Here is a 16,814-nt window from a genome sequence, read left to right on the forward strand (position 1 = left end):
CGTGCGTGAATGAGTGTCTTGCGGTCAGAGCTTGTTGACGGGGACCTTGAGGAAGACGTCGCCCTTTTCGTCGGCAGGCGGCATCTGGCCCGCGCGCATGTTCACCTGCAGCGAGGGGATGATGAGCCGCGGCATGGCGAGCGAGGCGTCGCGGGTATCGCGCATCTTCACGAAGTCCTCCTGCGAGCGGCCGCCGCCCACGTGGACGTTCTGCGCCTTCTGCTCACCCACAGTCGTCTCCCAGGCATAGTCATCGCGGCCCGGCGCCTTGTAATCGTGGCCGACGAAGATGCGGGTCTCGTCCGGCAGGGCGAGGATCTTCTGGATCGAGCCGTACATGGTCTCGGACGAGCCACCGGGGAAGTCGCAGCGCGCGGTGCCGAAATCGGGCATGAAGAGCGTGTCGCCGACGAAGGCGGCGTCCCCGATGACGTAGGTGAGGCAGGCGGGCGTGTGCCCTGGCGTGTGCAGCACGTCGCCGCGGAGCTGGCCGATGTGGAAGCTGTCGCCCTCCTCGAAGAGCTTGTCGAACTGCGAGCCGTCGCGCTGGAACTCGGTGCCTTCGTTGAAGACCTTGCCGAAGGTGTCCTGGACGATGCGGATGCGGTCTCCGATGCCGATCTTGCCGCCGAGGCGTTCCTGAAGATACGGCGCCGCGCTCAGGTGGTCGGCGTGGACGTGGGTTTCCAGCAGCCACTGCACCTCGAGCCCGTTGTCGCGGACGAAGGCGACTATGGCGTCGGCCGAGCGGGTGTCGGTGCGGCCCGAGGCGTAGTCGAAGTCGAGCACGCTGTCGACGACGGCGCAGGCCGCGCCCGCGGGATCGCGCACGACGTAGGAGACGGTGTTGGTGGCTTCGTCGAAAAAGGCTGTGACCTGCGGTGCATTCATGGCGGTGTCCTCTGGTTTCAGGATTCATATAACAAAAAAAGAATATGTTTCAAGTCCCGGATTTGACCTGCCGCAAGGAGGTCTGAGCGCGTTTGCGCTAGTCTTTTTTTCATAGGGTTCGCGGCAGGCCGATTCCTTTTCCCGGATCGGGTCTTGTGCGACTCGCACCCCGCGGGCAGTCTTGGCGACACGAGGTCCGGTTGGGAGGCCGGGCTGGCGATTTGCCGCTCTCAAGGGGGAATACAGTCGCGGTGGCACCCGTACCGCGTTCACTACGGCAATGGGAGGACGCCATGACCGAAAGACTATTCGACAGGATCGAGACGCTTCGGACAGAGATCGAAGCCGCCGACGCCGGCAAGCGTGCGGTTCTCATCACGCGGCTGGAGCAGATGGTCGACATGCTCAGCGCGAAGGGGCAGCGCCCGCCCGCCTGGGCGCGCGACACCCTGCGCGACTACGAGGACGACAGCGTCGAGGACCGGTTCGACAACATGCCGATCTGACCGGCGCTTTGTTGCCGGCAAGACAATCGCCTGACCGGCCCCGGCCGGTCAGGCCAGGAAGATTCCGACGATGACCAGCATGAGACCGAGCGTGGAGAGCATGAGGGCGCCCATGTTCACGGGCATCATGCGCTTGAGGACGGCGCGCAGGGCCTCGTCGTCGAGCTGCGCGCGACGCGCCCCCCAGACTTTCGCGATAGACCAAAGCAGGCCGGCCAGTCCCAGGACGGACAGCACGGCACCGATCCAGATCAGCCATTCCATGCGGGGTTTCCTCTTGCGGCGTTCCCGGGGGCGGTAGCCGAGCGGGGGCGGCGCCGCAACCCCTTGATGGGCGGCGGGCGGGGCGCTACTCAACCGCATCCAGGCACACAAGGAGCGCCCGAGGCATGCGGGCGCGAGGATCGAGGAGCACGCGATGGACCCCCAGGAAACGTCGAACGACGCCGTCGGCGCCGAACGCCTGCGCTCTTTTGTCGAGCGTGTCGAACGGCTCGAGGAAGAGAAGCAGGAAGTGGCCGACCAGATCAAGGAGGTCTTCGCCGAGATCAAGGGCGAGGGCTACGATACGGCGGCGATCCGTTCCATACTGAAACGGCGCAAGCAGGACCCCGACAAGCTGGCCGAGCAGGAAGCCGTGCTCGATCTCTACATGAGCGCGCTGGGCATGTCCTGAGCGGGGCCGACAGACCGGAACGAGGAAAGGGGCCGCGCGGCCCCTTTTTCGTTGGGTCTTGTTGCTCCCGGTGAGGGGGCTCTGCCCCCGTCGCGGCTGTGCCGCGACTCCCCCGGAATATTTGTGCCAAGAAGAAGCGACGCGCGCGACGCGGTGCGGCCCCGGTCAGGCCTTCATGTCGCCGGTGTCCATGAAGCGCTGGTGCCAGGAGAGCGCCTCGCCGGGGATCGAGGGAGCGTGGCGGCCGAAGGAGGCACTGGCGGCGCGGGCGCGGTAGTCCTGCAGCATGGGACGGTAGGCGGGGTGCGCGCAGTTCTCGACGATGAGGTCGGCGCGCTTGCGCGGGGGCAGACCGCGCAGGTCGGCGAGGCCCTGTTCGGTGACGATCACCTGCACGTCCTGGCTGATGTGGTCCACGTGGCTGACCTGCGGCACGATGGCCGAGATGGCGCCGCCCTTGGCGGTCGACGGGGTCATGAAGATCGAGAGATAGCCGTTGCGGGCGAAATCGCCCGAGCCGCCGATGCCGTTCTGGATCTTGCTGCCCATGATGTGGGTGGAGTTCACGTTGCCGTAGATGTCGGCCTCGATCAGGCCGTTCATGGCGATGCAGCCGAGACGGCGGACGAGCTCGGGGTTGTTGGAGATGTCCTGCGGGCGCAGGATCAGCTTGTCGCGGTAGCGTTCGGCGTTGTCGTTGAAGAAGGCCGCGCGATCGGGTGAGAGCGAGAAGGCGGTGGCCGAGGCCATGCGCAGCGTGCCGCTTTCGATCATGTCGAGCATGCCGTCCTGGATCACCTCGGTGAAGGCGGTCATCTGCTCGAAGGGGGCGGCGATGAGACCCGCCATGACGGCGTTGGGCACGTTGCCGACGCCCGACTGCAGGGGCAGGAGGCTCGGCGGCAGGCCGGCGCGGCGGGCCTCCCACTTCAGGAACTCGAGGATGTGGCCGGCGATGGCCTCGGCGGTGGCATCGGGCGGGCTGAAGGGCGCGTTGCGGTCCGGTGCCTCGGTTTCCACGACGGCGACCACCTTGTCGGGATCGACGCGGAAATGCGGCTGGCCGATGCGGTCGTCGGATTTCAGCAGCGGGATCGGCACGCGGTTCGGCGGCAGGGCTGTGCCGTAGTAGATGTCGTGCATGCCGTCGAGCATGGGGGTCTGCCAGGCGTTGACCTCGAGGATGACCTTGTCGGCGATGTCGAGCCAGGTCTTGTTGTTGCCGACCGAGGAGGAGGGGATGAGGTCGCCCTCGGGCGTGATGCCCGAGATTTCGATCACCGCGGTGTCGAGGGGGCCGAGAAAGCCCTCCCAGGCCATGGGTGCCACCTGGCTGAGGTGCATGTCGAAGTAGTCCATCTCGCCCGCGTTGATCTTCTGTCGGGCGATGGGATCGGAGTTGTAGGGCATGCGGAACTCGATGCCGTCGGCCTTGGCCAGCGCGCCGTCTAGCTCGGGGCCGGTGGAGGCGCCGCTCCAGACCCGGACCTTGAAGGGATCGCCCGCGGCGTGCCCGGCTTCGATCCGGGCGGCGAGCGCGCCAGGCACGGCCTTGGGGTAGCCCGAGCCGGTGAAGCCGCTCATGCCGATGGTGTCGCCATGGTGGATGAAGCTCGCGGCCGTTTCGGCGTCCACGATCTTGGCGCGGAAGCTTTTGTTTGCGATGCGGGACATGGGGGGCTCCGGTCTGACTGGCACGTTTCGCGCCGAGGCTTGCTGCAAAATGCCCTCTCGTTCAAACCCGAAAGGGTCTGAAAGGCAGAGATATGCGCGCCGGGGGTCCGGTATGCACAACATGCATGCCCTGTCCCGGCAGATGGGATGTCGCGTCAGAGCACGCGGTGCAGGAAAGCGCGGGTGCGCTCGTGGCGCGGGTTGCCGAAGACTTGCGCCGGCCGGCCTTCCTCGGCGATGCGGCCTTGGTCGAGGAAGCAGACCCGGTCGGCCAGGGCGCGGGCAAAGCCCATCTCGTGCGTGGCGAGTACCATGGTCATGCCGTCGTCGCGCAGCTGGCGCAGCACGTCGAGCACCTCGCCCACGAGTTCGGGGTCGAGGGCACTGGTGATCTCGTCGAAGAGCATGATCTGCGGCTGCATGGCGAGCGCGCGCAGGATGGCGACGCGCTGCTGCTGACCGCCCGAGAGCTGGTCGGGGTAGCGATCCATGCGGTCGGTCAGGCCGAAGCGGTCGAAGAGCGCGGTAACGGGGGCCTGCAGCTCGGCGCGGGAGAGGTGTTTGATGCGACGGGGCGCGAGCATGACGTTCTCCGCCGCGGTCATGTGCGGGAAGAGGTTGTAGGACTGGAAGACGATGCCGATGCGCTGGCGGATGGGCTGCGGGTCGAGGCCCGGTTGCGAGATGTCCTGCCCGTCGAGCAGCACCGCACCCTCGTCGATAGGTTCCAGAAGGTTCATGATGCGCAGCAGCGTAGACTTTCCCGAGCCCGAGGCTCCGATCAGGCAGGTGAGGCTGCCCTCGTCGATGGCGAGGTCGATGCCGCGGATGACGGGGGTGTCGCCGAAGCTTTTCGTGACGCCCTGAAGGTCGAGGAGCCCCATCAGCTGCGCGCCCTTTGCTGGCGGGCGAGCAGGTGGTCAGCGTAGCGCGTGGCGGGGATCGTGACGGCGAGGAAGATCAGCGCGGCGCCCACGTAGGGAGTGAAGTTGGCAAGCAGCGACTTGTAGACGCCGGCCTGGCGGAAGATCTCGACCGGGCCAATGAAGCTCAGCAGCGCCACGTCCTTCTGCAGGGCGATGAGCAGGTTCATGTTGGCGGGCACCACGCGGCGCACGGCCTGTGGCAGGATCACGTCGCGCATGACGTGGGCTTCGGAGAGACCCAGCGAGAGGGCTGCGGCGCGCTGGCATTCGTGGATCGACTCGATGCCCGAGCGGATCACCTCGGCCACGTAGGCGGAGTAGACCAGCACCAGTGCCACGCTGCCCCATAGGTAGGGTGAGTTCCAAGGCCGCGGCAGGCCGAGGCCGGGGATGCCGAAGCCCACGAGGTAGATCACGAGGATCACCGGCAAGCCGCGGAAGATGTCGATATAGGCGATGGCGGCGAGGCGCAGGGGTGTGAGCGCTGGGCGACGGATGCCGCGGGCGATGGCGGCGGCAAGACCGAGAAGGGCGATGAGCGGCGCGCACCAGGCGAAGATGGCCACGTCCAGCACGAAGGCGCGCGCCAGCCCGGGGAGGGTGTCGAGGAAGATCTGCCCGTCGAAGAAGGCGCGCTGCACCGCGTCCCAGCCGGGGGCGCGTGGCACGAGCAGGACGAGCGCCAGAAGGACGGCGGCAGTGGAGCCGGCGGCGAGCAGGTTGGCGCGGCGGCGCTGCCGGGTCTCGAAGATCTCGCGGCGGGTTTGGGAGGTGTGTCGCATTCAGGCCTGGCAGTTGTGGTGGCGTGCGGGCAGGGAGGGGGCTCTGCCCCCGTCCCTTCGGGACTCCCCCGGGAGTATTTGGGCCAAGAAGAAGCGGCGAGGTCAGTCGATGACCGGCACCCCGGTCGCGTCCTGCAGCCATTTGACCTCGAGCTCGGCGAGGGTGCCATTCTCGCGCAGGGTGGTGATGGCGGCGTCGACGCAGGGTTTCAGCGCGCTTCCCTCGGGCATGAGCATGCCGAAGCGGTCGGGGTTCTCGCTGCGCTCGGACGGGAACTGGCCGAGGATCACGCCGTCGTCGAGGGCCACCGCGGCGAGGTAGAGCGCGGTGGGCAGGTCGAAGAGGGCGGCGTCGATCTGACCCGCCTTCATGGCGGCGGTCACGTCGGTGTTGTCGCCGTAGAGGCGCGGGTCGCGTTCGGGCGAGATCAGCGCCATGAGCACGGGCAGGGCGGTCGTGTTGGCATCAGCTCCCCAGAGCAGGCCTTTCAGGCTGTCGAGGTCGGGGCTGAGATCCTCGGCCTCGACCACGGAGGCGCGGGTGAGGACCGCCATGGCCGAGCTGTAGTAGGGCTCGGAGAAGTCCACCATGCGGTCGCGCTCGGGCGTGATGGAGAACTGTTGCATGTTGAGGTCGAAATCCTTGGCGCCGGGCTGGATGGCCTGGTCGAAGGAGGTGCGGACCCAGCTCACCTGGTCGGGCGCGAAGCCCATCTCGGCGGCGACGGCATAGGCGACGGCGGCCTCGAACCCCTCCCCCGAGGCGGGGTCGTCGTTCAGCACCCAGGGGCTGTAGGCGGGATTGCCGGTGGCGATGGTGAGCGTGCCCTCGGAAATCGTGTGGCCTGCGGCGCAGTCGTTCTGGGCGAGTGCGGGGCCTGCGGCGAGACAGGCAAGCGCGACGGGAAGGAGGCGGTTCATGGCATGTGTCCCTGTGGTCGTCTTTTCGCCGCCAGCGTTGCGCCCGGGCGCGCGCTTGTCCAGAGGCAAGGCGGCCTCGCTTGAGGCTCCGGACGGGCGCGCCTATACCTGCCGCGTTGCCCAGTACGCGTGGATGTCGTTTGTCGTGAAGGAAGAGCCCGCCGCCCGGCCGCCCGAGCCGAAGCCCAAGAAGATCGTCGACGGCGGCCTGCTGTTCCTTGCGGCCTTCACGCTGGCGAGCGGCCTGGGTGTCGCCTGGCGCTTCGGCGCGGGGCGGGCCTGGGAGATCGTGCTGGAGACGGGGGCCTTCATCGCGGTGCTGTCGCCCAAGATCGCTGCGGGTCTCTTCATTGCCGGGACACTGCCCATGGTGTTGCCGCGCGACCGGGTGGCCGCCTGGATCGGCGGCGAAAGCGGCTGGCGCGGGCTGGTGCTGGGCAGTGTCGCCGGGGCGGCCATCCCCGGCGGGCCGATGATCACCTTTTCGCTGGCAGCAGGGTTTGCCGCGGCGGGTGCCGACCTTGGGGCGGTGATCGCCTTCGTGTCGGGCTGGAGCCTTTTGAGCCTCAACCGGCTGCTGATCTGGGAGCTGTCCTTCCTGCCGCATGATCTTGTGGCGCTGCGGGTGCTGGCAAGCCTGCCCTTCCCGCTGCTGATCGGCTGGGGCGTGCGCGTGCTGGTGCGGAGGCAGACGGCATGAACATCCTGATCGGAACCCTGCTGATCGGCGGTGTGGCGGTCTGGCTGTACCTGGGTCTGCCCAATTCCGAATGGCGCCGGGCGGCCTGGCTCTCGACCTGGGAGATGGTCCGGTTCACCGCGCCGCGGATGGTCGTGGCGCTGCTGGGCGCGGGCTTCTTTGCCGAACTGCTGCCGCGGGAGCATGTGGAGGTGCTTTTCGGGGCGGATGCGCGCGTCACGGGCGCGCTGCTGGCGGCGGGGATGGGGCCGCTGACGCCGGGCGGGGCCTTCGTCAGCTTTGCCATCGGGGCGGCGGCGCTCAAGGCCGGGGCCGCCCCGGTGGCGGTGCTGTCCTACGTCTCGTCGTGGTCGCTCTTTTCGCTGACCAAGATCCTCGCCTACGAGTCGCCGCTGCTGGGAAAGCGGGCGGTGCTGCTGCGGGTGGCGGTCAGCTGGCCCGTGCCGCTGGCCATCGCGGCGCTGGGCGGGCTGCTGTCGGCCTGAGCGCTCAGCAGGCGAGGCCGAGATCGCGCAGATGGGCGAAGCCCCTGGGGATGTCGCTTGCATGCCGCATCTCCAGGACGAGATGCGGCTGTGCGGGGCAATCCGCCAGCGCCTTGAAGACCGAGGGCCAGAGGATCGTGCCCTCGCCCGGGGGCCAGTGGCGGTCGGCGTAGCCGTCGAGGTCCTGGATGTGCACATGCGCGAGCTTTTCGCCCGCGTCACGCAGGAAATAGTCCACCGGCGGCGCACCCGAGGTGTGGTGCGCGAGATGCGCGTGGCCCGTGTCCACCGAGAGCGCGATGGCCTCCGAGGCAAAGCTTTCGACCAGCGCGCGGCGGGTGGCCGGATCGGGATCGAAGATGTTCTCGATCACCAGCGTCACGCCTTCCTGCGCGGCCTTGTCGACCACCGGGCGCATGGTGTCGTGGATGCGGGCGCGGTGGCTTTCGGCAGTGCCGGGGTGGTTCGGCATGTTGGCGCGGTCCCAGGGCGTGAACGGCGAATGCAGCACCATCTGCCGGGCGCCCAGGGTGGCGGCGGCCTCGATCGCGGTCACGAAGCGCGCCGTCACAAGGGGTGCGATCTCGGGGTCGGGCGTGTCCATGTCGAGCCCGAGGAAGGGGCCGTGGATGCCGCGGCGGCCCTTGTGGCCGTCGAGGGCCTTGCGCGTCCGCTCGGCGTGCTCGCGCCAGTCGCCGAGCAGGGCGGCGGGGTCGATGAAGTCCTGGATTTCGATGTCGCGGTCGTCGTCGAAGAGCCAGTCGCGGTGGTCGGCGATGTCACCTGTCATCAGGCAGGCGCCGATGCGAAGCGGGGTCATGGGGGAGTTCCTTCGGGCTGATGTCCGCAGGTGTGTTCCCCGATCTGCGACGCACCGATGTCAGGCGGGTGACATCTGGGTGAAATCCCGGCTCAGACCTCCTCGGCGCGAAGGGGGGTGTAGTCGACCATGACGTGTTTGCGATAGGCGGGGCGATCCGCAAGGCGCTGATAGTAGTCCTCGATCACCGAGTTCTTCCGGCGTTCGATCTCCATGTCGAACCAGCGGTAGAAGACGTGGCCGAGGGTGAGATCGGCAAGGCCGGGTTCTTCGCCCGCCATGTAGGGGCTGTCGGCGAGCGGTTTGGCGATGACCTCGAGCAGCCCCTCGAAGCGGTCGATCGCCTCGAGCAGGGCGGCCTGGTCGCGCTCGGCCGCGGGGGTGCGGACCTGCCGCCAGAAGATCGGCCCGGTGAAGGCCGGCAGGAAGGTGGTCTTGCCCCATTCGGCCCACATGTCGGACTGCGCGCGCTGGGCAGGGTCCTCGGGCCAGAAGGGGCCGCCCGCGCCGTGGCGGGCGGCGATGTAGCGGTTGATGGCCGCGCTTTCCCAGACGACCGTCTTGCCCTCCTTGATCACCGGGATCAGCCGATGCGGCGTCATCTCGGCGAACTTGGGATCGTCGAGCCCGCCGTGATCGTGCCCATAGTCCAGGCGCCGGTGCTTCAGCCCGAGTTCACCCACCAGCCACATCACGAGCTGGACGTTGGACGAGGTGGCGCGCCCGTAGATGGTGATCATGTCTTTTCCCGCGTCAGAACGGGGCTTCGACGTCCCCCATGCGTACATAGACGGATTTGAGCTGACTGTAATGCTCGATTGCGGCCTTGGCGTTCTCGCGACCCACGCCGGACATCTTCACGCCGCCGAAGGGCATCTCGACGGGCGCGTCGTTGTAGGAGTTCACGAAGCAAGTGCCCGCGCGAAGCTGGCCGATGACGCGGTGGGCACGGCTGATGTCGCGGGTGAAGACCCCGGCGGAGAGGCCGAATTCGGTGTCGTTGGCGCGGGCGATGACCTCATCCTCTTCCTCGAAATCGAGCACCGCCATGACCGGGCCGAAGATTTCCTCGCGGGCGATGGTCATGTCGTCGGTGACATCGGCGAAGATGGCGGGCGTCAGGTAGTAGCCGGGCCGGTCCACCTGGTCGCCGCCGGTGATAAGGCGCGCGCCCTCGGCCAGGCCCTTGGCAAGGTAGCCCTTCACGATCTCCATCTGGCGTTCGCTGACCATGGGGCCGAAGTTCGTCTCTTCGTCCATGGGGTCGCCGATGATTGCCTGCGACAGGCGTTCGGAGAGGCGCTTCAGGAAGGCCTCCTTGATGCCCTTCTGCACGAAGACGCGGGTGCCGTTGGAGCAGATCTGGCCGGAGGAATAGAAGTTGGCGAGGATCGCGCCGCCCACGGCATTGTCGAGGTCGGCATCGTCGAAGATGACCAGCGGCGACTTGCCGCCAAGCTCCATGGTGACGTGCTTCATCTGCTCGGCCGCGGTGGAGTAGACCTTGCGGCCCGTGGGCACCGAGCCGGTGAGCGAGACCTTGGCCACGCGGGGATCGGTGATGAGCGCATGGCCCACCGCGCCGTAGCCCTGCACGACGTTGAAGAGGCCCTTGGGGGCGCCGGCTTCTTCCAGGATCTCGGCCAGCTTCAGCGCGCAGAGCGGCGTGACCTCGGAGGGTTTGAAGACCATGGCGTTGCCGCAGGCCAGCGCCGGGGCGGCCTTCCAGGCGGCGATCTGCGTGGGGTAGTTCCAGGCGCCGATGCCGACGCAGACACCCAGCGGTTCGCGGATGGTGTAGGCCCAGTCCTCGCCCAGCGGGATGTGTTCGCCGGTCAGCCCATTGGCGATGCCGCCGAAGTATTCCAGCGCGTCGGCGGCGCTGGTGGCGTCCGCCACGAGCGTTTCCTGCAGCGGCTTGCCGGTGTCGTAGGTTTCCAGCACGGACATGTCGTGGTTGCGTTCGCGCAGGATCTGGGCAGCGCGGGTCAGCACGCGGCCGCGTTCGCGGGGCGACAGCTTGGCCCATTCCTTCTGCGCCTCGGTCGCGGCGTCGAGCGCGCGGTCGATCACCTCCTGCGTGGCGGCATGAAGGTTGGCGATCACCTCGCCCGTGGCGGGATAGATCACCGGCAGCGCGTCGCCCGCGCTGTCTTCGATGTAGGCACCGGCGACGTAGTGGCTGGCTTCGGGCTGCGTGGCATAGGGCATTCGGGTCACCTCTGCTTGGTTTCCGGCGGGATAGGAAGCGGGGGCCTTCGGGTCAATCTGGATTCGTCGTCGGGCCGCCAATGAGACCAGAAGGCTCATTTCTCGCGGTATTCTGGACTGCCCCACTGGCCGCGGTGAAAGCGCGGATGCAATGCTCGGATCGTGCGCTCGCAGGAAAGGAGTTCCGCCATGCCCATGCCCCCCTCGCAGGCCCGTGCCGTCATCATCGGAGGCGGTGTGATCGGCTGCTCGGTCGCCTATCACCTCGTGCAGGAGGGCTGGGACGAGGTCGTGCTGCTGGAACGCAAGCGGCTGACCTCGGGCACCACCTGGCACGCGGCGGGTCTGATCGCGCAGCTTCGGGCCAGCAAGAACATGACCCGGCTCGCGCGGTATTCGCAGGAGCTCTACGCGCGGCTCGAGGCCGAGACCGGTATCGCCACTGGCTTTCGGCACACCGGGTCGATCACCGTGGCGCTGACCGAGGCACGGCAGGAGGAAATCCGGCGGCAGGCTGCCATGGCGCGCGCCTTTGGCGTGGAGGTCGAGGAAATCAGCCCGGCGGAGGTCGCGGAGAAATACCCCCACCTGAATACCGAGGGCGTGCAAAGCGGTGTCTGGTTGCCCAAGGACGGGCAGGGCGACCCGGCCAACATCGCCTTGGCACTGGCGCGCGGCGCGCGCGATGGCGGCGCGCTGATCTGCGAGGGCGTGAAAGTGACGGGCGTGGCCCGCGAGGGGCGGCGCGTGACGGGCGTCGACTGGCAGGCCGAGGACGGCAGCACCGGCCACGTGGACTGCGGACTGGTGGTGAACTGCGCGGGCATGTGGGCGCGCGAGGTGGGGAAGATGGCGGGTGTGAACGTGCCGCTTCAAGCCTGCGAGCATTTCTACATGCTGACCGAGAACATCCCCGACCTTGGCGCGCTGCCGGTGCTGCGGGTGCCGGATGAGTGCGCCTATTACAAGGAGGATGCCGGGAAGATCCTGTTGGGGGCCTTCGAGCCGGTGGCCAAGCCCTGGGCGCTGGGTGGCATCCCCGAGGATTTCGAGTTCGACCAGCTGCCCGACGACGTGGACCATTTCGAGCCGATCCTGATGGATGCCGTGAACCGCGTGCCCGTTCTGGCCGAGACCGGCATCCACACCTTCTTCAACGGGCCCGAGAGCTTTACGCCGGATGACGCCTATCACCTTGGCCTTGTGCCCGAGATCGACAACGTCTGGGTGGCGGCGGGCTTCAACTCCATCGGCATCCAGTCGGCGGGCGGCGCGGGCAAGGCGTTGGCTGAATGGATGACTACGGGGCGCAAGCCCTTCGATCTGGGCGACGTGGACATCGCGCGGATGATGCCCTTCCAGAACAATGGTCGCTACCTTGCCGAACGCGCGACCGAGACGCTGGGGCTGCTTTACGCCGACCACTATCCCTATCGGCAGAAGGCCACGGCGCGGGGCGTGCGCCGGTCGCCGCTGCATGCGCACCTCGCCGATCGCAGCGCGGTCTTTGGCGAGTTCGCGGGCTGGGAGCGCGCGAACTGGTTCGCGAAGCCGGGGCAGGCGGCGGAATACGCCTATTCGTGGAAACGGCAGACCTTCTTCGACAACGTGGGCGACGAGCTGCGCGCCGTGCGCGAGGGCGTTGGCCTCTATGATATGTCGAGCTTCGGCAAGCTGCGGGTCGAGGGGGCAGACGCGAGCGCGGTGATGAACCACGTCTGCGGTGCGCAGATGGACGTGGCCGTGGGCAAGATCGTCTACACCCAGTTCCTGAACGAGGCGGGCGGGATCGAGGCGGACGTGACCGTCACGCGCCTGTCCGAGACCTGCTACCTTGTCGTTACCCCGGCGGCGACCGTGCGGGCCGATGCCATGTGGATCAGGGCGCACATGGGCGAAGCGCGCTGCGTGGTCACGGACGTGACCTCGGGCGAGGCGGTGCTCGCCGTCATGGGGCCGCGGTCGCGGGAGCTGCTGTCGCGCGTGTCACCCGACGACTTCTCTACCGCGGGTTTCCCCTTTGGAACGGCACGCGAGGTGGAGATCGGCATGGGCCTCGCCCGCGCGCACCGGGTGTCCTACGTGGGTGAGCTCGGCTGGGAGATCTACGTCAGTGCCGACATGGCCGCGCATGTCTTCGAGGTGCTCGAGCAGGCGGGCGCGGACCTTGGCCTGACGCTCTGCGGGCTGCACATGATGGATTGCGCGCGGCTGGAAAAGGGGTTCCGCCATTTCGGCCACGACATCACCTGCGAGGATCACGTGCTGGAGGCGGGGCTGGGTTTTGCCGTGTCGAAGACCAAGACCGGATTCATCGGGGAACGCGCCGTCGCAGAGAGGCGAGGGGCGCTGCGCAAACGGCTGGTGCAGTTCCGTCTTACCGATCCAGAGCCGCTGCTCTACCACCACGAGCCGCTCCTGCGCGACGGCGAGATCGTCGGCTACCTCACCTCGGGGGCCTATGGGCACCACCTCGGGGCCGCCGTCGGCATGGCCTATGTGCCTTGCGAGGGAGAGAGCGCCGAGCAGGTGCTGGCCTCGCGATACGAGATCGACGTGACGGGGACGCGGGTTCCCGCAGTCGCGTCGATCAAGCCGTTTTTCGACCCGAAAGGCGATCGCATGCGCGACTGAAAGACCCGGATTCCGCATTTCACGCCAAGAGGGCGATCGTGGAATTGAGGCATAAATAAGGCCGATCTGGCAATTCGAATTCCATGGTTTACCTAGCGTCATAATTCGTATTGTTTTCGGCTTATTCCGAATTTTTGGTGCGACTGCTCGGTTTTGCCGATCCCTGGGCCAGCAATTGCTGTCAGTTTCTCGATTTTCGTCAAATCGTTTCCAAAACGGAAAAAAGGGCCGCGTGTGGGGCGCGGCCCTTCGAGTGCCAAACCGGTCAGTTTCTGCCGTGTGCCGGTCACGGGCAGGACGACCGGACAGCCTGGAATGCGGTTATCTCTTTCGCTGCAATGACCTGTTGGGGGACATGGTCATTCAGGCGGCGCACTTGTCCAGGCGTCTCTCTTTCACTGGTTGCAGAACTCTTTGGAAACGTGGGCGATTCTTGCCCTTCGGCCGCAATCCCGCTGACAAACCCATCCGGCCCCGACCGAACCCGGGGAAACGAAGGCCGGCTTTTGGCCGAGCGCTGCATCCCATCGAGCCCTTACGAATTTCTTACTCTTTGACCTTGGGGCCCGAGATGCCCGGTAATTGCGATCCCGCCACGTTGAAGTCCTACGCCAGTGGATCATTTCTAATCCCGCCTGCTCCGTATAGGAAAGCCGTTTTTAGTGTATCTCATGTGTATTCTTGTTGCATTCAAAGTTTTCGCTCTGCGAAAGTGGTTCGGACGTCCTGCCAATATGATGTAAGACAATGGCAAATTCTGCTTCCGGTCGCTGTCCCCGCGGCGTTTAGAGCGTGAGGGCTGCAATTATTGCCATGCCGACCGGAGGGGTGCGAAGTGCCCCGAGACGCGCCAGGGATGTGATCGGATTGACGATCCTTGTAGGTCGCACATAGGTTTGGTCTTGCTGTCCGGAAGCGCCATGTCATGTCAGGTGTCGTTCGAAGTATTTGGAAGGATGCGTTTATGTCACGGGACAAGGTCGCCAGTGGGATTGCCGGGCTCGATCAAGTGCTCGATGGCGGGTTTCCCCGCAACAGGATTACCCTCGTCGAGGGCGCGCCGGGCACGGGCAAGACGACGGTGGGGCTGCAGTTCATGCTGGCCGCTGCGGAACGTGGCGAACGCGCGCTTTTTTTCAGCGTCGCGCAGTCCGAGGGTGAGCTTCGCATGATCGCCGAATCCCACGGCATGGACCTGTCGAAGATCTGGGTCCGGTCCTCCGAAATCGACGAGCGCCCCGAAGACAGCGCCATCTCGGTCGACAGCAGCGAGAGTTCGCTGGCGCAGCTCGTGCATGACGTGACCGAAGCGATCAACACCGTGAAGCCCGACGTCATGGTCTTCGACTCGCTGCTGGAGCTTCGCCTGCTCTCGTCGGGCAGCGTGGCTTATCGCCAGAACCTTCTCGCGCTGCGCCAGCAGATCCGGCAGGCCGAGGTCACGGCGCTGCTGTTGGACCACGTGGCCGACGATCCGGCGTCGGGCCACGAGCAGGGAATCCTGCATGGCGTGCTCAAGTTGGAAGCCATCCTGCCGCCGATAGGTAGCATGCATCGGCGCCTGAGCGTCGTGAAGATGCGCGGGTCGAAGTTCCGCGAAGGCTATCACGACTTTCGCATCCGCTCCGGCGGTGTCTCGGTCTTCCCCCGGATCGTTCCGTCCGAGAACGATCGGGGATCGGTCACGCTCGAACAACTCGGGATCGAGGACGAAACCCTGTCGCGCATGCTGGGCGGAGGGCTGGAGTTCGGGACCACCGCGTTGATCGCCGGGCAGGCGGGCAGCGGCAAATCCACGCTTTCGACGCTCTTCGCGCGCCAGGCGGCGTTGCAAGGAAAAGAGGCCGCGCTGTTCCTCTTCGAGGAGCGGCCCGAGATCTTCCAGGCGCGGTCCTCGAGCCTTGGCATGCCGCTCGAGGAGTCGATGAAGTCCGGAAATCTCTCGCTGCGCCACTACGATCCGACGGAGGTATCGCCGGGCGAGTTCTGCCGCGACGTGGTGGCCGCGGTCGAGCATGGCGCGCGAGTGGTGGTGATCGACAGCCTGACGGGCTATCTCAACGCGCTGCCCGACCGGGACAACGTGCTGACGCACCTGCACACGCTTCTGCAGTATCTCGCGCGGCAGGGCTGTCTTGTACTGGTGACGCTGGCGCAGAAGGGGCTGCTGGGCGAACCGCCGGTTTCGGAGCTCGAAACCAGCTATCTGGCGGATTCGGTGATCATCCTGCGCCAGTACGCACACCGCAGCCAGATCCGCCGCTCGATCGCGGTGCTGAAGAAGCGCCACAGTGTCCATGAACGGGGCATTCAGGAGCTTGTGATCCGGCCCGGTGCCGTCGAGGTGATCGAGCTGTCGCCGGAAGCGGCGGAAAGCGCCCAGGCTGCGCAGGAGATGACCGGTGCCTGAGCCGGAGCAGGGCGGTATGGAGCTTCCTGCCATCATCCATGCGCCGCTGGGACGCGATGCCGAGAATATCGCGGCGGAACTGGCCGTGTCGGATATCGCGGCGCGGATCTGCGGCGACGGCCCGAGCCTGCGGCGGGCGCTGTCCAACGCCGCGGTGCAACCGTTCCAGTCCATCATCATCTCGCAGGAAGGGGCCGGCCCAGACACGGCCGAGGCGCTTATCGCGCTCAAGAGCGAAGAGCCCTCCTGGTCCAATGTGCCGGTGCTCTTTCTCGTGACCGATCCCGAGAACCCGCCCCCGGCCTGCCGGGCGCTGGACCGTGCCGATCCGGCGGTGAACTATATCATGCTGAAGCGCCCGGTGCGGGCCGATCTGTTGCGGGCCGTGGCCGTGAACTACCGTCAGACCCGGGCGCGCCAGTTCGAAACCCGCGACCTTCTGCAGCGGCTGACCGAGGCCGAGGAGCGGCAGCGCTTTCTGCTGAGCGAGCTGCGGCATCGGACACGCAACGCGATGGCGGTTCTGCAGGGGGTCTTCCGCCTCAGCGCAAGGCGGGCGCAGTCGGTCGACGAGCTAAGCGAGGCCTTCTCGCGGCGGCTGAGCTCCATGGCGCAGGCGCACGACACGCTGTCCGGGGATCAGCCGGGTGGCGTGCTTCGCGATATCATCCGCGAGCAGGTGGAGCCCTACACGATCGATCCCGCGCAGCTCGAACTGGAAGGCGATGAGATCCGCCTTCCGGGCAAGTTGAGCTTCGACCTGGCGGTGGTGCTGCATGAACTTGCGACCAACGCGGCCAAGTATGGCGCGCTTTCCGTCGCGCAGGGCTTCATACGTGTCCACTGGACCATCGATGCCGGGGCGGTCGAGCTCACCTGGCGCGAATGTGATGGCCCGCCAGTCGAGGTGCCCTCGCGCAAGGGGCTCGGCTCACAACTGATCGAGGGCATGAACTTTCCGGCGGGGTCGCATGCCGAAAGCACCTTCGAACCCGAAGGGCTGGTGTGGCACGCCACGATCAGCCTTCCCGAGACTGGGGCCCGCTGAGCGTTCTCGCCATTCCCCGAAGCCGACTCTCAGTACGTCGCACGCCGCGACGCCAGATGTGGTGCCCGCGCGGGCTGCCATTCGCCCAAAATGCAGGCGGAGGATCGGAGTTCGTGAAATTTTAGTCACA

General features: G+C 66.6%; 16 protein-coding genes. 7 read left to right on the plus strand and 9 right to left on the minus strand.

What is annotated here, in order from left to right; genetic code table 11:
• Window positions 1-24 precede the first annotated feature (24 nt).
• The gene (locus C8N44_RS18345) at window positions 25-891 is read right to left on the minus strand and encodes an MBL fold metallo-hydrolase (protein ID WP_107978237.1); all 867 of its coding nucleotides are present in this window, start codon (window positions 889-891) and stop codon (window positions 25-27) included.
• Between the two features lie 293 nt (window positions 892-1,184).
• On the opposite strand from C8N44_RS18345, the gene C8N44_RS18350 reads away from it, so the two are divergent.
• Entirely contained in the window at window positions 1,185-1,397 is a 213-nt protein-coding gene (locus C8N44_RS18350; RefSeq protein WP_107978238.1) for a hypothetical protein, read from the plus strand.
• A gap of 48 nt (window positions 1,398-1,445) precedes the next feature.
• Here the strand turns inward: C8N44_RS18350 and C8N44_RS18355 are convergent, their stop codons facing one another.
• Window positions 1,446-1,661: a hypothetical protein gene (locus C8N44_RS18355; RefSeq protein WP_107978239.1), complete on the minus strand. Its 216-nt coding sequence runs from the start codon at window positions 1,659-1,661 to the stop codon at window positions 1,446-1,448.
• A 154-nt stretch (window positions 1,662-1,815) separates the two neighbouring features.
• On the opposite strand from C8N44_RS18355, the gene C8N44_RS18360 reads away from it, so the two are divergent.
• Window positions 1,816-2,073 (plus strand): DUF2312 domain-containing protein, encoded by a 258-nt coding sequence (locus C8N44_RS18360; protein WP_107978240.1) that lies wholly within the window; start codon window positions 1,816-1,818, stop codon window positions 2,071-2,073.
• Between the two features lie 165 nt (window positions 2,074-2,238).
• On the opposite strand, the gene scpC is transcribed toward C8N44_RS18360, so the two are convergent.
• The 4 genes from scpC to C8N44_RS18380 all read right to left on the minus strand — a co-directional run bounded on the left by scpC (window position 2,239) and on the right by C8N44_RS18380 (window position 6,376).
• A complete protein-coding gene (gene scpC, locus C8N44_RS18365) occupies window positions 2,239-3,747 on the minus strand; it encodes a succinyl-CoA:acetate CoA-transferase ScpC (protein ID WP_107978241.1) in 1,509 nt (502 codons plus the stop codon).
• A gap of 155 nt (window positions 3,748-3,902) precedes the next feature.
• Complete coding sequence (locus C8N44_RS18370) at window positions 3,903-4,631, minus strand: amino acid ABC transporter ATP-binding protein (protein WP_107978242.1); 729 nt, start codon at window positions 4,629-4,631, stop codon at window positions 3,903-3,905.
• Window positions 4,631-5,455 carry an amino acid ABC transporter permease gene (locus C8N44_RS18375; protein WP_107978243.1) on the minus strand — a complete coding sequence of 275 codons (825 nt, stop codon included), beginning with the start codon at window positions 5,453-5,455 and terminating at the stop codon, window positions 4,631-4,633. The genes C8N44_RS18370 and C8N44_RS18375 overlap by 1 nt, the downstream gene beginning before the upstream one ends.
• 102 nt (window positions 5,456-5,557) lie before the next feature.
• On the minus strand, window positions 5,558-6,376 hold the full coding sequence (locus C8N44_RS18380; protein ID WP_107978244.1) for an ABC transporter substrate-binding protein: 819 nt from the start codon (window positions 6,374-6,376) through the stop codon (window positions 5,558-5,560).
• Between C8N44_RS18380 and C8N44_RS18385 the strand changes: the two genes are divergently transcribed.
• Both C8N44_RS18385 and C8N44_RS18390 read left to right on the plus strand, forming a co-directional pair.
• On the plus strand, window positions 6,375-7,076 hold the full coding sequence (locus C8N44_RS18385) for a hypothetical protein (protein ID WP_107978245.1): 702 nt from the start codon (window positions 6,375-6,377) through the stop codon (window positions 7,074-7,076). The two genes, C8N44_RS18380 and C8N44_RS18385, sit on opposite strands and share 2 nt — an antisense overlap.
• Window positions 7,073-7,561 (plus strand): hypothetical protein, encoded by a 489-nt coding sequence (locus tag C8N44_RS18390; RefSeq protein WP_107978246.1) that lies wholly within the window; start codon window positions 7,073-7,075, stop codon window positions 7,559-7,561. The genes C8N44_RS18385 and C8N44_RS18390 overlap by 4 nt, the downstream gene beginning before the upstream one ends.
• Window positions 7,562-7,565: 4 nt before the next feature.
• On the opposite strand, the gene C8N44_RS18395 is transcribed toward C8N44_RS18390, so the two are convergent.
• From C8N44_RS18395 to betB, 3 genes are all read right to left on the minus strand, one after another.
• Window positions 7,566-8,381, minus strand: a complete 816-nt coding sequence (locus C8N44_RS18395) for a sugar phosphate isomerase/epimerase family protein (protein WP_107978247.1) — start codon at window positions 8,379-8,381, stop codon at window positions 7,566-7,568.
• Between the two features lie 92 nt (window positions 8,382-8,473).
• Window positions 8,474-9,121, minus strand: a complete 648-nt coding sequence (locus C8N44_RS18400) for a glutathione S-transferase family protein (RefSeq protein ID WP_107978248.1) — start codon at window positions 9,119-9,121, stop codon at window positions 8,474-8,476.
• Between the two features lie 13 nt (window positions 9,122-9,134).
• Window positions 9,135-10,592 (minus strand): betaine-aldehyde dehydrogenase, encoded by a 1,458-nt coding sequence (gene betB, locus C8N44_RS18405; protein WP_107978249.1) that lies wholly within the window; start codon window positions 10,590-10,592, stop codon window positions 9,135-9,137.
• 195 nt (window positions 10,593-10,787) lie between these two features.
• Here betB and C8N44_RS18410 point away from each other — a divergent pair, with 195 nt between their 5' ends.
• From C8N44_RS18410 to C8N44_RS18420, 3 genes are all read left to right on the plus strand, one after another.
• On the plus strand, window positions 10,788-13,226 hold the full coding sequence (locus tag C8N44_RS18410) for a GcvT family protein (protein WP_373282726.1): 2,439 nt from the start codon (window positions 10,788-10,790) through the stop codon (window positions 13,224-13,226).
• Window positions 13,227-14,190: 964 nt separating this feature from the next.
• Entirely contained in the window at window positions 14,191-15,636 is a 1,446-nt protein-coding gene (locus tag C8N44_RS18415; protein ID WP_158274091.1) for an ATPase domain-containing protein, read from the plus strand.
• Complete coding sequence (locus C8N44_RS18420) at window positions 15,629-16,684, plus strand: sensor histidine kinase (protein WP_146178873.1); 1,056 nt, start codon at window positions 15,629-15,631, stop codon at window positions 16,682-16,684. Before C8N44_RS18415 ends, C8N44_RS18420 begins: the two co-directional genes overlap by 8 nt.
• Window positions 16,685-16,814: the final 130 nt, after the last annotated feature.

Origin of the sequence: Allosediminivita pacifica (assembly GCF_003054175.1) — a bacterium.
Taxonomy (GTDB): domain Bacteria; phylum Pseudomonadota; class Alphaproteobacteria; order Rhodobacterales; family Rhodobacteraceae; genus Allosediminivita; species Allosediminivita pacifica.

What these genes read in the sequence shown, in the direction of transcription:
- C8N44_RS18370 (WP_107978242.1), bottom strand. Translation starts at nt 4,631, where the DNA reads ATGGGGCTCCTCGACCTTCAGGGCGTCACGAAAAGCTTCGGCGACACC.
- C8N44_RS18375 (WP_107978243.1), bottom strand. Translation starts at nt 5,455, where the DNA reads ATGCGACACACCTCCCAAACCCGCCGCGAGATCTTCGAGACCCGGCAG.
- C8N44_RS18415 (WP_158274091.1), top strand. Translation starts at nt 14,191, where the DNA reads ATGTCACGGGACAAGGTCGCCAGTGGGATTGCCGGGCTCGATCAAGTG.
- C8N44_RS18385 (WP_107978245.1), top strand. Translation starts at nt 6,375, where the DNA reads ATGGCATGTGTCCCTGTGGTCGTCTTTTCGCCGCCAGCGTTGCGCCCG.
- betB (WP_107978249.1), bottom strand. Translation starts at nt 10,592, where the DNA reads ATGCCCTATGCCACGCAGCCCGAAGCCAGCCACTACGTCGCCGGTGCC.
- scpC (WP_107978241.1), bottom strand. Translation starts at nt 3,747, where the DNA reads ATGTCCCGCATCGCAAACAAAAGCTTCCGCGCCAAGATCGTGGACGCC.
- C8N44_RS18380 (WP_107978244.1), bottom strand. Translation starts at nt 6,376, where the DNA reads ATGAACCGCCTCCTTCCCGTCGCGCTTGCCTGTCTCGCCGCAGGCCCC.
- C8N44_RS18390 (WP_107978246.1), top strand. Translation starts at nt 7,073, where the DNA reads ATGAACATCCTGATCGGAACCCTGCTGATCGGCGGTGTGGCGGTCTGG.
- C8N44_RS18345 (WP_107978237.1), bottom strand. Translation starts at nt 891, where the DNA reads ATGAATGCACCGCAGGTCACAGCCTTTTTCGACGAAGCCACCAACACC.
- C8N44_RS18350 (WP_107978238.1), top strand. Translation starts at nt 1,185, where the DNA reads ATGACCGAAAGACTATTCGACAGGATCGAGACGCTTCGGACAGAGATC.
- C8N44_RS18355 (WP_107978239.1), bottom strand. Translation starts at nt 1,661, where the DNA reads ATGGAATGGCTGATCTGGATCGGTGCCGTGCTGTCCGTCCTGGGACTG.
- C8N44_RS18395 (WP_107978247.1), bottom strand. Translation starts at nt 8,381, where the DNA reads ATGACCCCGCTTCGCATCGGCGCCTGCCTGATGACAGGTGACATCGCC.
- C8N44_RS18410 (WP_373282726.1), top strand. Translation starts at nt 10,788, where the DNA reads ATGCCCCCCTCGCAGGCCCGTGCCGTCATCATCGGAGGCGGTGTGATC.
- C8N44_RS18360 (WP_107978240.1), top strand. Translation starts at nt 1,816, where the DNA reads ATGGACCCCCAGGAAACGTCGAACGACGCCGTCGGCGCCGAACGCCTG.
- C8N44_RS18400 (WP_107978248.1), bottom strand. Translation starts at nt 9,121, where the DNA reads ATGATCACCATCTACGGGCGCGCCACCTCGTCCAACGTCCAGCTCGTG.